11 protein-coding genes, 1 tRNA gene and 2 pseudogenes are annotated in these 12,388 nt (G+C 61.2%); 7 read left to right on the forward strand and 7 right to left on the reverse strand.

Annotated elements, in window-relative coordinates; translation table 11 throughout:
* Together VL598_RS03090 and VL598_RS03095 are read left to right on the forward strand one after the other, a co-directional pair.
* Positions 1–156 (forward strand): annotated as a pseudogene (locus VL598_RS03090) (transcriptional regulator); the annotation flags it as partial.
* A gap of 185 nt (positions 157–341) precedes the next feature.
* Positions 342–426 (forward strand) — tRNA-Leu (locus VL598_RS03095).
* Positions 427–635: 209 nt separating this feature from the next.
* Here the strand turns inward: VL598_RS03095 and VL598_RS03100 are convergent.
* The 3 genes from VL598_RS03100 to VL598_RS03110 all read right to left on the reverse strand — a co-directional run bounded on the left by VL598_RS03100 (position 636) and on the right by VL598_RS03110 (position 2,776).
* Complete coding sequence (locus VL598_RS03100; protein ID WP_325325238.1) at positions 636–1,430, reverse strand: 2'-5' RNA ligase family protein; 795 nt, start codon at positions 1,428–1,430, stop codon at positions 636–638.
* 87 nt (positions 1,431–1,517) lie between these two features.
* Entirely contained in the window at positions 1,518–2,438 is a 921-nt protein-coding gene (locus VL598_RS03105; protein WP_325325239.1) for an HAD family hydrolase, read from the reverse strand.
* Positions 2,439–2,539: 101 nt separating this feature from the next.
* A complete protein-coding gene (locus VL598_RS03110) occupies positions 2,540–2,776 on the reverse strand; it encodes a DUF6538 domain-containing protein (protein WP_325325240.1) in 237 nt (78 codons plus the stop codon).
* Positions 2,777–3,386: 610 nt separating this feature from the next.
* On the opposite strand from VL598_RS03110, the gene VL598_RS03115 reads away from it, so the two are divergent.
* Positions 3,387–4,259: a PTS sugar transporter subunit IIA gene (locus VL598_RS03115; RefSeq protein WP_325325241.1), complete on the forward strand. Its 873-nt coding sequence runs from the start codon at positions 3,387–3,389 to the stop codon at positions 4,257–4,259.
* A 129-nt stretch (positions 4,260–4,388) separates the two neighbouring features.
* On the opposite strand, the gene VL598_RS03120 is transcribed toward VL598_RS03115, so the two are convergent.
* Positions 4,389–5,639: a PrpF domain-containing protein gene (locus tag VL598_RS03120; protein WP_325325242.1), complete on the reverse strand. Its 1,251-nt coding sequence runs from the start codon at positions 5,637–5,639 to the stop codon at positions 4,389–4,391.
* Positions 5,640–6,037: 398 nt separating this feature from the next.
* On the opposite strand from VL598_RS03120, the gene VL598_RS03125 reads away from it, so the two are divergent.
* Complete coding sequence (locus VL598_RS03125; protein ID WP_325325247.1) at positions 6,038–6,742, forward strand: 16S rRNA pseudouridine(516) synthase; 705 nt, start codon at positions 6,038–6,040, stop codon at positions 6,740–6,742.
* A 233-nt stretch (positions 6,743–6,975) separates the two neighbouring features.
* Complete coding sequence (locus VL598_RS03130; protein ID WP_325325243.1) at positions 6,976–7,161, forward strand: hypothetical protein; 186 nt, start codon at positions 6,976–6,978, stop codon at positions 7,159–7,161.
* Positions 7,162–7,246: 85 nt separating this feature from the next.
* On the opposite strand, the gene VL598_RS03135 is transcribed toward VL598_RS03130, so the two are convergent.
* Positions 7,247–8,293 carry an NAD-dependent epimerase/dehydratase family protein gene (locus VL598_RS03135; protein WP_325325244.1) on the reverse strand — a complete coding sequence of 349 codons (1,047 nt, stop codon included), beginning with the start codon at positions 8,291–8,293 and terminating at the stop codon, positions 7,247–7,249.
* 82 nt (positions 8,294–8,375) lie between these two features.
* Between VL598_RS03135 and VL598_RS03140 the strand changes: the two genes are divergently transcribed.
* Both VL598_RS03140 and VL598_RS03145 read left to right on the forward strand, forming a co-directional pair.
* A complete protein-coding gene (locus VL598_RS03140) occupies positions 8,376–9,407 on the forward strand; it encodes a CDP-6-deoxy-delta-3,4-glucoseen reductase (RefSeq protein ID WP_325325245.1) in 1,032 nt (343 codons plus the stop codon).
* Positions 9,408–9,707: 300 nt separating this feature from the next.
* On the forward strand, positions 9,708–10,892 hold the full coding sequence (locus VL598_RS03145) for an acetylornithine transaminase (RefSeq protein ID WP_325325248.1): 1,185 nt from the start codon (positions 9,708–9,710) through the stop codon (positions 10,890–10,892).
* 107 nt (positions 10,893–10,999) lie between these two features.
* Here VL598_RS03145 and VL598_RS03150 read toward each other — a convergent pair whose 3' ends face one another.
* On the reverse strand, positions 11,000–12,139 hold the full coding sequence (locus VL598_RS03150; RefSeq protein ID WP_325325246.1) for a branched-chain amino acid ABC transporter substrate-binding protein: 1,140 nt from the start codon (positions 12,137–12,139) through the stop codon (positions 11,000–11,002).
* Between the two features lie 127 nt (positions 12,140–12,266).
* Positions 12,267–12,388 (reverse strand): annotated as a pseudogene (locus VL598_RS03155) (ABC transporter ATP-binding protein); the annotation flags it as partial.

Consider the following 12,388-nt stretch of genomic DNA (forward strand, 5'->3'; position numbering starts at 1 on the left):
CACTTGTTCGGCACGAACCTGACGCGGGTCGCGCTCAAGCAAGGCGCGTATCTGCGCAGCTATGTCTACACGCTTGTCGAGCTGCTCTCGCCGATGCTCACGCGCAAGCTGATCGAGCAGGCGCTCAAAGGCGAGCACGAAAATTACGAGCTTTGAGCCCGGGCCAGCCCTGCCAGCCCTGCCAGCATCAGGCCGCTGCAGCGACGAAGACCTGAGTTCGCGGGCTTGCAGCCGCAGCAGGTTGGCCCAAAGTTCAGTCCAAGCAAGGAAAACTTGCCCATGCCCGGCTTTTACGCCATAATCACCGTCTTTCCGCCAGCGCATCATGCGATGGCGCACCTGCCCAGGTGGTGAAACAGGTAGACGCAGGGGACTCAAAATCCCCCGCCGCAAGGCGTGCCGGTTCGAGTCCGGCCCTGGGCACCAAACTTCCTCTCCATTGTTTCCGGTCTTCGTCTCGAATCCCGAAATCCCAGTACATCCACACTCGGAACCACGGGCGAAATAGCAAGTCACCAGGGAACGCCATCCCGCCATCGAACTCCCATTGTCCGATTGACGGATCATGAGGAACCATCACGCGAGACAATCCGCCGAGGACTGACCGAGGACGATTTGAAACCGCTCGTCTCACGTCAGCGGGACGCAGTTAATGCCCTCAGCTCCTTCCGAGCTGTGCCAAAGGTGCCAAGCTGGTAGACCGACGCGCCGACCGCCGAGAATGTGAACGACGTGAATGGCTCAGCCAGCATCTTGTTCAAATACGCTTGCGTTCCGACGCCGATGGTCACGTGCGGGTTGAAGCGCTTGCCCGCCGCGTCGCTAACGAAATTGCCGACGTAGCTGATCAGGAATTCCTGGATGTCGCGGCCGCCCTCGTCGCTCACGAAGGCTGCCGGGGTACCGGTCTTCACAGTGTAGGGTTTAACGGCCGCAATGAGTTCATCTTGCAGCCTGTGCAGGTCTTGAGTCGGTTCGACCACGATTCCCGCAAGGCCAATCGGCGGAGATGGGATGTAGTAATACTTGAACGCCTTTAACGTCCATGTTGTGGGCTTCTCTTTGGCCATAACGGCGTTCGCTGCCGCATATACCTTGTCGAGATCCTCTGTGCGGACGAACTGCTGCAGCAGGGAAATGTGCGGGTGGTGCGTCTCATCCAGCGTGAAGCCCTTCGGAAAATCCTTGAGCAGGCGAGCGTTGGCGTCCCTCGCATGCTGAATCATCGTCGCGTCAGGCTCGAGCGCGATGTCGATCGCCGTCACCGAGTTTTGTTGCGCGGCCGCCCCTTCGCCAAGCACAAACACCAAACCCAACCCGAGACCAACAGACGAAAAGACGTCGAAGTGCTTACCCATATGTGCCTCCACGTTGGCGCGAACAGCAGGCGAGATTTGAGGTAATGCCAGCCTATGCGACTTTTCCAGCACTCTCTACGGCGTATCGATTCATGATATGTAGAAACCAAAACCGCCCAGACGCACCGAGCGGCTGGCCTGAGGTGCCCTGAATTCCAATCAGAACACCTTCTTCCAATCCCGTTTCATGCTTACGCGGGTGATGCCGTAGTCTTCGGCTTTGTCGAGCGCCTCGGCCAGCGGGCTCAATCTGAACTCGCGATCATAGGCCGCCTCGCGCTGCGCATCATCGTGATGGAGGAGCAACGCAAGCCGCGGGCCACGCCCGGATTTGGCGTAGCGGATCATGGGGAGATCGCCATCTGAATTGCCGAATACCAGCACCGGACGGCGGCCGATATGCAAGCCGATGTTTAGCGGCTTGGCCTCTCGGTCGTCGAAGCTGTTGAGCTCTGGAAGCTTCATGAGCGAAACGCCGCCGCTGCCCGTCACGTCATAGCGAAGCTTTGCGCTCGAGCCGATCACCTGTTCTCGTGGGATGCCGTAAACCTCATCAGCGAACGCACGAATGAAGTCGATGCCGCTTCCCGTAACGATGTAGGTTTTGAAGTCGTTCTCACGCAGATACGCGAGCAGCTCGAGCTGTGGCCGATAAATGCACTCTTTGTGCAGTCGACCGAATGTAGGATGCGCGGCCGTTGCAAGCCATCCGCGCGCGAGTTGGTCAAACTCCTCGTCTGTTATGCCCGCGTGAGTCGCGAAAACAAGTTCAAGCAGCGCCTGTCTGCCAAGACTAAAGAGCGTGCTGTAATCATGTTCCAGCACCGCCTTGAACGGCTGGCGCTCCCTAAGCGCCGGGTCTTTGCCCGCGAATTCCTTCACCCGGTCAAAGAGAAAAAAGAACTGCATCTGGAGCGGCTGCTCGCAGCAGAGAGTTCCATCGTTGTCGAACGTGGCAATGCGCTCTCGCGGCGGCACGAAATCCCCTCCGCCTGGCGTTGTCACACGCCTTACAAAGTCGAGGATGGCCGATTTCGGTGCGCCGTCGTTCCAGGAGGGGAGCAGTTCATTCTCGACCATTGACGCCTCCGAATTTTTTGCCTCGAAACGGAACATCTCGGACTGATCGCAAACGGCCCCGCTGCGCCAGAGCGGGGGGCTGTATGAAACCGTACGGCGTTTTACGTTTGCCGGCGCGGCGCAGGTGGGTGGGGCCTCCCCCAGAAAAGCGTCCACTCGGCCTCAAGCCTCCGGTTGATCGCTTCGATCTTGCGAGCCGCTACGCGGACATCGCCTGTTCCCCAATTGACCTTGACGAGCGTGGCCGGGCGTCGGTCCTGCAGGTCATCCGGAACGGCTCGCCGGAAGTAGATCGTCCCGCCGCGATCATATGAGCAGCGAAGAGTCACGCGAAGCATTCAAAAATGCAGCTTGCAAGGTAGATTACACGAAAATCTACCGCTCCCGCCCCCCCAGACAAGTTGCCAATCGTCTGTATTTCATTGAATTTTAAGGGGAATCCTGGTGCCCGTGCCGGAATACACGCTCCAACCCTCCACGAGTTAGCGTACAAGCGCTACCTTTGCACACCGCGAAAACCGCCAGCGATTGCGAAGGATCGAGCATCTCTCAGTCGGCCAGGGCTTACCGCGGCCTTGCACGTGGTCGCGTTAGATGATCAACTCAGGCATTTCCGCACCGCAGTGGTACTGCCTCGACGACACGTCTTCACTCGCACTGGTGCGAACTCATAAGGGGAATCGGTGAGTTTCGATCGCAGGTTGCATCGGTCAGTTGTGCGGCCGACAGCAGCCGGCTTGCGTCCGCGTGTTGCGTGTCAACCGGATTCAGGTCATCGTGCCAACAGATATGGCCGGGATGAGCGCAGTGTTGTAACGAGCGACGCGACAGCCGACGGCGAACCCTGGATTCGGGCATGGTAAGCACGCCACGTTCTGTCATCGGGCAGGTCGCCCATAACCGTGCTTCTCACAGCAAAGATCCAAACAGCACCATCCGGAGAGTGACATGCGACCCCGATTAGGCTTGCTCGCCCTGCTCGGCCTCGGCGGCAAAGCCGCCCGAGTGCGAACGCGCCCGCAGACAAGCCGCAACGTGATGATGCGCGTGACGCTCGACGCTCAGCATGCAACGCCCGTGCGCCAAGCGCTGATTCGCGATTGCGTCGGTCAGCCGTGGACGATCCGGGTAACGCCGCTATCTGACAGGAATCGCGTACGGCTGTCGCTCTATTTGCCCAGGTCAGCAGTAACCGGCGCAATGCGGCGGGTCGCCGCCCTCGCGCCCACCGCCGAAGTGGTACGACTGCTCGAAGTCCCCGAGGCGCCCTCCGGCGCGTGGCAGGATCTGCTGCACCCGGAGCCGCCTACGCGTCCCGATTCGCAAGTGGAACGCAACGAAAGCTCGCCCCGTAGCACGATCGCTCAACGCCTATCCGAAGATCACGTGTTACTCGGCGTTGAGGCAACTGACCGGGAGACGCTCTTCGCACAGCTCGGCAAGCTCGTCGAGCGGCACGGCGGGCCGCCGGCCGCAACCGTAGCGCTCGGGCTCACGCAACGTGAAGTGCTGGGCTCGACGGGACTGGGTCTTGGCGTGGCCGTGCCGCACACCCAAGTCAAAGGCCTGCGTGAAGCGATTGTGCTGTACGTGCGGCCCCTCGTACCCATCGTGTTCGACGCCCCCGACGGCAGCCCCGTAACCGATGTTGTGGCGCTCTTCGTGCCCGAATGGGCAAACGCGATGCATCTGCACCTGCTTGCGGAAGTCGCGGAGCTGTTCTGCGACCGCGAGTTTCGCGAGCGCCTGCACGCCTGTCGCGACGCCCAAGCCGTGTGTCAGCTCATCGGAAACTACACGCCGCAACGCGCCGCCCGCTAAAAGACATAACGCGCCTTCCCACAATCCATTTCGCGCTCGCGAGCACAAGGCCTGACGAGGCATCGAGGTGTCGAATCATGCCTCGCCTTCGATCCGCGCGCTTCACCGCGACGACCCAGCCGCCCGTAGTCACTTATCGGACCGATCGGACCCGCACTGCCGATCGAGCGCCGACGCCAGCGCAGCCGACGCGTTATATAGCGGGACAAAGCCCTTCAATAGAACTTGTGCGCTTCGCCGATAAGCCGCCATCGCGATCGTTGGCCCATCCTCCGATCGGCGGACAATGACTGTGGTCTCGAGTGTCCCGGCCGGATTTTCAATCGCCACGTGCACTTCATCGACGCCCGGCGTCGCGGTCTTGCCTGCGATGTCGTGCGCGACGGACCCGGGAATCAACGTCGCTGCTGCGAGGCAACACCCGCCTGAAACGGCCAACGATGCATGCAGGCTCTGCGGCGTGAAGTAACGAACGGATAGATCTGCGCCGAAACGCGGCTCGCCGACGATGCAAAACTTGGGGATCGTTTCACTGCGCGCGAGTTCGTCGCGGCTCATGGGTACGCCATCTTTGCGCTTCAATCGCATTCGTTGCCCCGCTTCGACCCAAATCTCCTTCGCCTTGCCAAGAAACGCCAGATCACCGGCGAGCTCCGCAAGGGGTTCGTGAGCCGTCTTGCCGAAATCACTCGCCCTCGCGATCACCATCGGCACCGCGACATCGACGCAACTGACAAGGTAGCCATCGATGTTCTCGCTGGCCGCACCGGTCGGCAACAGCATGCCCGTCTTCGCCCCAACGGGATTGCGAAGCACGAGATCGACAGCAGGAAACCTTCCCAACACGCCGGGTATCTGCGTTTCGGCGAATCGACCGTCAAGCTCCACGGCCATTCGAGACGTCATCACCTTATCGGTGTTCGTGTTTCTGATATCGATGGCATGTGCGCCGGGCGACGCATCGATGAAACCCATGTCGACCGCCCAAAGCTGCAAAGCCGACGACATGTTGCCGCAGTTCACGCTCCAATCGATGCGACCATGGTCCGCGGCGAGCTGCGCCAACGTACTTATAAGACGCGGGCGGGCATCGGCGATCAACTCCACATCCGCGAAGAACACCTTGTTGCTGGTCGGCGATCCGCGGCCGAGTCCGGCCGTCTGTCGGTTGCCGGGCGCGTAGCCTTCAGCAGGCACGCCCATGATGTGCCTCAGGAGTTCTTCCCTGACCCGGTTCTCCTTGGGCGCCATGCGCTCCCAGATCACGATGCCTGTCGATGTGCCCCCGCGCATGTGATGAATAGGGAAATGCCAGATGCCGTTGCGCAGCACGGGGCAAAAGTTTGAGCCCGAAGTCAGCGGAATGGTCGTCGATGTCATGGCGAGGCGCTTGAGGGTCGGCAATGCGGACTAGGCACCGGAGAAAAGCTGGCCCATGAGTGGGTGTTGTCGAGTCTGGATGGTCTCGATCGGTTACACAAGAGGGAAAGTAGTAGAGAGCGGGCCGGCATTTGGGGGGCGGCGTTTTCAATGCCCCGTGTTTAAAACCAGTCCCCCCACCCTCTCGCGATCCTGCGCTCTCGGTCACTACACGTTTGACCTGTGATATGGTTGCCGTCGTTTTACGATAGCGCCACCGTCACGGTACGATCGCTTTTCGCCTGCCTCTTAGCTGCCACCGACCACACCGCATGACTTCCGGTGCGGATCCGGGAACAGTCTTCGTTTTGCGTACGCCTCTCGCCAACGCCAACATAACTCAAAGCATTGCCCGCAGCATGGATCTCGAAAGCATTCTCTTCACCCAGGGATTCGGCTCGCGGCGCCAGTGCCGCGCCTTGATCGCCGCCGGACGCGTAAGCGTGGACGGCGCCGTCTGCATCGAGCCGGATACCGTTTTCGCTGTGGACGGCTTGATGTTCGAGGTCGACGGCGCTGCGTGGCACTACCGCGAACACGCTTATCTGATGCTGCACAAGCCGCCCGGCTACGAGTGTTCGCGCGACCCTCAACATCATGCAAGCGTGTTCAGTCTTCTGCCGGCACCGCTCGCCACGCGCGGCGTGCAATGTGTCGGACGCCTCGATGAGGACACGACCGGGCTGCTGCTCCTCTCCGACGACGGCAAATTCATTCATGCCTACACGTCACCCAAGCGCAAGGTCCCGAAAACGTACATCGCGACAACACGTCACCCCATCGACGACGCGCAGCTCACGGCCCTGAGCGATGGCGTGCTACTGCATGGTGAAAGCAAACCCATCGCCGCCGCCGCGGTGCTCGCTCGCGGCGAACGACTGCTCGAGCTGACCATCAACGAAGGCAAGTACCATCAAGTGAAGCGCATGATCGCGGCGGCCGGCAACCGCTGCGAGGCGCTCCATCGCGAGCGCATCGGCTCGCTGGCCTTGCCGGCGACGCTCGCCCAGGGCGAATGGCGATGGCTCGATGCGGCCGACTTGCTCGCGCTCGGCGAGCGCTGAGGGACTGAGCGAGTCCGTTCAACCTTCCGGCTTCTTTCGTTTGCGCCCCCGCCATCGGGGCATCTGCGATGCGTGAAATCATTGTCGCGACACGTTGCCCCGGCACGTGATCGCCGGCTCCCACATCCGAAGTAAAGAGATGCTGGATCTTCGATATGCCACGCCGTTTTCCGCTACCGCCCTATACTTAGATAAACAAATATTACAAAGTCTTTTCACGGAAGGGGAAAGCTATGGTTGCAGCCAGCTTCCAAATCTCATTGATCACTCTTGCTTTCGCGGCACTCGGCGCAATCGTGGGCGGCGTTCTGGCAAAAACAAGGCGTGCTAAGCGCCACTACGATCCCACTTTGATCGGCGTGCTGATCGCCGGGCTGCTTTGCTTCTTGCTGTTAGAAGCGCTGCCGGCGCTGACCTGATTGACAATTCAGCCACCCTCTGCTGATTTTGCATGCACATTTCAACGCTCTTCGGCCAGCCATGGGCCGTAAGCAGCGAGCCCTATCAGCCGACGCCGCGCGCCACGGTGGCGAGAAAATCGTCGACCGTCGGATAGCGTAGCGTCATGCGCAGTTCCCGCTTTAACCGCCGGTTGGCCAAACGACGTGATTCGCTCATGAACGAAAGCGTGAGCGGCTCCAACTCGCGTTGGGCCGTCTCGCGCGTGATGCGTGGCAGGCGCGCCATGCCGAGCGCGTCGGCCACCCGGTCGAAGTAAGCGCCCATCTTCAGTACCGTGTCGTCCGAGGCATGAATGACGCGTGAATGGCCCGCCCGCGCAACCGCCCGCAGCAGGATTGCCGCAAGATCGTCGGCATGGATGTGGTTGGTGTAGACATCCTCTTCGTCGACGAGCGCGGGCATGCCCCGCTGTAAGCGCAAACGCGGCAGCCGTTCAGCCGCATAAATCCCTGGGATACGGACGATGCTCGCCGCCAACGCGCCGCGCACAGTGGCCCGCCTCAGTTGCCGCTCAGCCGATACTCGGCGCCTCGCTCGGGCGTTCATTGGACGCACTGGCCGCGTTTCGTCAATCATTGCGCCGCTGCAATCACCGTAGACACCCGTCGTGCTCGCATACACGAACCTGATCGGCCGGCGTGCCGGAGCGGCCGTAACGGCCTCGGTTACAATAGACGGGCCGGCGAGCCGTGCCCGGGAAAGGGCAGCGGGCGCTCGGTGGCGTAGCCAAGACTTCGACGGCGTCAGGCCAGCGACAGTCCGACGCCGCCCCCGGCTAGGCCTCGTCAAAGCGGCGATCAACGCGCGAGTGCGTGGATCGTCTTCTCCGCTTGGCGGCGGTGGCGCCAAGTGCAGGACAGTCGGAGCGAGTCCGGCAAGGCGGTGAAGACTCCGCGCGGCGTCGAGATCGCCGATGATCGGCGCGATGCCTGCCGAACGCAGTGACGCTACACGCTCCGGCCGGCTCGTCAGCGCAATGACGCGCGGACGCACCGCACCGGCAAGCAGCAACTGTGCGGCGCGCGAGCCGACGTCGCCGCATCCGACGATAAGCACGCGCGGGCGCCGCAAAATACGTGGGATAACCATGGCGCATTGTAGCTGCCATGGGACTTACACGCCGCACCGCTGCGGGCGGGATGCCAATTTTTTCCTTTTCTGTTTCGATGCTATGGCATATAACGTGACCCTCCGGCAAAGCGGCCGGCAGTTCCAAGTTGAACCGGACGAGCCGGTGCTCTCGGCCGCCCTGCGTCAGGGCATTGGCCTGCCCTATGGCTGCAAGAACGGGGCGTGCGGCTCGTGCAAGGGCGCGGTCGTCTCGGGCGAAGTCGAGCAGCGCTCGCACTCCTCCTCAGCACTTTCCAACGACGAGAAAACACGCGGCATGGCTCTTTTTTGCTGCGCGAGCGCGAAAAGCGATCTCGTCATCGACGTGCGGGAAATCTCCGGCGTTGGCGACATGCAGGTCAAAAAGCTGCCGTGCCGCGTCAACGTGATCGAGCGCAAGACCGATGACGTCGCCATGCTCAAGTTGCAATTGCCAGCCAATGAGCGATTGCAATACCTTGCCGGGCAGTACATCGAATTCATCCTGAAGGACGGCAAGCGCCGCAGCTATTCGATGGCAAGCGCACCGCATGAGGAAGGGCCGCTCGAGCTTCACATCCGGCATATGCCAGGCGGTGCATTCACGGATCACGTTTTCAATACGATGAAGGAGCGCGAGATCCTGCGTTTCGAGGGGCCGCTCGGCACGTTCTTCTTGCGCGAGGATTCGGACAAGCCCATCGTGCTGCTCGCCTCGGGCACCGGCTTCGCGCCGATCAAGGCCATCGTCGAGCACGCACTTTTCAAGCAAATCGACCGGCCGATGACGCTCTACTGGGGCGGGCGCCGCAAAAAAGACTTGTATTTGATGGATCTCGCCGCGCAATGGGCCCAAGACCATCCGAACTTCAAGTTCGTGCCGGTGCTCTCCGAGGCAGATCCGAGTGATGCTTGGACAGGCCGCACGGGGTTTGTGCACCGGGCCGTGATCGAAGACCTGCCCGACTTGTCAGGCCATCAGGTCTATGCATGCGGCGCGCCAGTGATGGTCGAATCCGCGCAGCGCGATTTCACGGCGCATCACGGGCTGCCCTCCGACGAGTTTTACGCCGACTCCTTCACGAGCGAAGCCGATCTCGCCAACGCCGTCTGACGCAGGGCCGCTCCGATTGCGACCACTCGGGAAGCGGCGCGCAGTGTCGCGCCATCATGCATTGCGATTGCATCTGCTTGCATGCTGTCGTATTCTTGCGCGCATGAATCGCACCCAGACACTATTCCGACGTCGCCGCCCGCTGCCTTCCCCGCAAGCCGTCGGCTCATCGCGGATGCGCGCCTTGTAGCACATTAGTCAGGCGCACAATCGGTCGAATAGCGAAAGCCACGGAGTCCCGTGGCTTTTTTCTTTGCCGGATTCATTTTTGTCTTCTACTTCAACACCGCGGAGCCGCCCATGCATTTCAACGAGTACCCGACTGAGTCGCTGATGTACATCACCAACCGGCCCGAGGTCGTCTTCACGCGCGGCGCCGGCTCCTGGCTCTTCGACAACGAAGGCAAGCGCTACCTCGATTTCATTCAAGGCTGGGCGGTCAATTCGCTCGGCCACTGCCACCCCGCCATCGTCGAGGCGATCGAGGGACAGGCACGTCAACTGCTGAACCCATCGCCGGCCTTCTACAACGAGCCAATGGGGCGACTCGCCGGGCTGCTGACCGAGCATAGCGTCTTCGACAAGGTGTTCTTCGCGAACAGCGGTGCCGAGGCGAACGAAGGCGCGATCAAGCTTGCGCGCAAGTGGGGCAGAAAATACAAAAACGGCGCGTACGAAATTATCACGTTCGACCACGGCTTTCACGGCCGAACGCTTGCGACGATGTCGGCGAGCGGCAAACCCGGCTGGGACACGCTTTACGCGCCCCAGGTGCCCGGCTTCCCCAAGGCCGAGCTCAATGACATCGCATCCGTCGAGCGGCTGATCGGCGAAAAAACCGTCGCGGTCATGCTCGAGCCCATCCAGGGCGAAGGCGGCGTCATTCCGGCAACGCATGAATTCATGCGCGAGTTGCGCGCGCTCACCCAGCGCCACAACTTGTTGCTGATCGTCGACGAAGTGCAAAGCGGCTGCGGCCGTGCCGGCACCCTCTTCGCCTACGAACTTGCCGGCATCGAGCCGGACATCATGACGCTCGGCAAGGGCATCGGCGGCGGCGTGCCGCTCGCGGCATTGCTATCGAAGGCCGAAGTGGCCGTCTTCGAAGCCGGCGACCAAGGCGGCACGTACAACGGCAATCCGTTGATGACGGCGGTGGGCCATGCCGTTATCAGCCAGTTGACGGCGCCCGGTTTCTTGGAAGGCGTGCGTGCGCGCGGCGCCTACTTGCGAGATCGGCTGCTCGAGTTGTCGGCCGAGCGCGGCTTCGAAGGCGAGCGCGGCGAAGGCCTTCTGCGTGCACTGATGCTCGGGAAAGATATTGGGCCGCAAATTGTCGAGAAGGCCCGCCTGATGCAACCCGATGGATTGCTGCTGAATGCGGCTCGGCCGAACCTGCTGCGATTCATGCCCGCCCTCACCGTGACGAATGACGAAATCGATCAAATGATGGCGATGCTGCGCACGGTGCTCGATACGCTGTAATCCGGCCCGACCGTCATCGGCGTAGCCGAAAGCTGAAACAAGAGAAAGGCCGCATAAGAGCATACCTATGCGGCCTTCCTTGCTATCGCGATGCAACGATCGTTACATCACATCTTCGCTTCTTCGATGAGCGTCTTTTGGCCGTCCTTATAGCCGAAGAGGGAAATTACGCCGTGCTGCAGGTCACCTTTTGCATCGAACGCGGTCTCTCCAATAATGCCTTTGTGGTCGGTCGCCGGCATGGCAGCGAGAATCTTTGCCGGCTCCGTTGAGTTGGCGCGCTTCATCGCATCGACGATGATGTAGACGGCGTCGTACGTGTACGGCGCGTAAAGCTGAATCGGCTGATTGAAGCGCTTGACATACTTCGCTTCAAAATCTTTGCCGCCATCCATCTTTTCGAAGTACCTGCCCGCCTGTGAGCAGATGACGTTGTCGGCTGCCGTTCCCGCGAGTGTCTTGAGCGAACTCGTGCAAACGCCATCGCCCGCCAACACCTTCGCGCGCAAGCCGAGCTGCCGCGCCTGCTTGGCGAAGGGACCGCCGGTGGCATCCATCCCGCCGTACATGATCGCGTCAGGGTTCTCCCCCTTGATCTTCGTGAGGATGGCACGGAAATCCACGGCCTTGTCGTTGGTCGCGTCGTGCGACACCACTTTGAGGCCGAGCGCTTTCGCGCTTTTTTCGAATTGAACGGCGAGGCCCTGGCCATAGGCCGTGGAATCGTCCACCACCGCAACCGTCTTAACGCTCAGATTCTTTGCCGCATAGTTGGCGAGTGCGGGCCCTTGCTGCTCGTCGGTCGCAACGACGCGGTAGGTCGTCTTGAAGCCCTGCCGCGTATAAGTCGGATTCGTGGCCGCCGGCGAGATCTGTACGATGCCGGCGTCGCTGTAAATTTTCGAAGCGGGAATTGAGGTACCGGACGTCTCATGACCGACGACGGCAACCACATTGTCGTCGACGAGCCGTTGCGCGGCCTGCGTTGCGGTGCGCGGATCGCCCGCGTCGTCCTGCGCATCGAGCTGCAGGGTCACCTTTTGGCCATTGATGACGAGCCCTTTCGCGTTGATTTCCTCAACGGCAAGGCGAGCGCCGTTTTCGCAGTCCTTACCTTGATGAGCCAAACCACCGGTGAGCGGTGCAACGTGGCCGATCTTGACGACCGTATCGGCAGATGCCGTTTGAGACACAGCGACGAGCGCGAGCGCCGCCGCAACGCTGCTAGCGCTGAGCGATTGCTTCATGATTTATCCCTTGTTAAGTCGGGTTTAGATGAAATACGAGCCGTCTCCCGGCTCGGGCCCATGTATGCACAGACGATGGGCCATAAGCCCACACCCGCGTTCGTGTCGCGGGCGCGGGCAGGCTGCGTCACTCGCCGAGGTAGGCGGCGCGCACCTTGGGGTCGTCGAGCATATGCTTCGCATTGCCCGACATCGTGATCGTGCCGGAATCCATCACGTAGCCGCGATTGGCCGCTTGCAGCGCGAGCC

Origin of the sequence: Trinickia sp. (assembly GCF_035492435.1) — a bacterium.
Lineage (GTDB): Bacteria > Pseudomonadota > Gammaproteobacteria > Burkholderiales > Burkholderiaceae > Trinickia.

Bases quoted from the DNA above. Each gene is read 5' to 3' on its own strand.
- VL598_RS03105 (WP_325325239.1), bottom strand. From the start codon at position 2,438: ATGGTCGAGAATGAACTGCTCCCCTCCTGGAACGACGGCGCACCGAAA.
- VL598_RS03110 (WP_325325240.1), bottom strand. From the start codon at position 2,776: ATGCTTCGCGTGACTCTTCGCTGCTCATATGATCGCGGCGGGACGATC.
- VL598_RS03115 (WP_325325241.1), top strand. From the start codon at position 3,387: ATGCGACCCCGATTAGGCTTGCTCGCCCTGCTCGGCCTCGGCGGCAAA.
- VL598_RS03120 (WP_325325242.1), bottom strand. From the start codon at position 5,639: ATGACATCGACGACCATTCCGCTGACTTCGGGCTCAAACTTTTGCCCC.
- VL598_RS03125 (WP_325325247.1), top strand. From the start codon at position 6,038: ATGGATCTCGAAAGCATTCTCTTCACCCAGGGATTCGGCTCGCGGCGC.
- VL598_RS03130 (WP_325325243.1), top strand. From the start codon at position 6,976: ATGGTTGCAGCCAGCTTCCAAATCTCATTGATCACTCTTGCTTTCGCG.
- VL598_RS03135 (WP_325325244.1), bottom strand. From the start codon at position 8,293: ATGGTTATCCCACGTATTTTGCGGCGCCCGCGCGTGCTTATCGTCGGA.
- VL598_RS03140 (WP_325325245.1), top strand. From the start codon at position 8,376: ATGGCATATAACGTGACCCTCCGGCAAAGCGGCCGGCAGTTCCAAGTT.
- VL598_RS03145 (WP_325325248.1), top strand. From the start codon at position 9,708: ATGCATTTCAACGAGTACCCGACTGAGTCGCTGATGTACATCACCAAC.
- VL598_RS03150 (WP_325325246.1), bottom strand. From the start codon at position 12,139: ATGAAGCAATCGCTCAGCGCTAGCAGCGTTGCGGCGGCGCTCGCGCTC.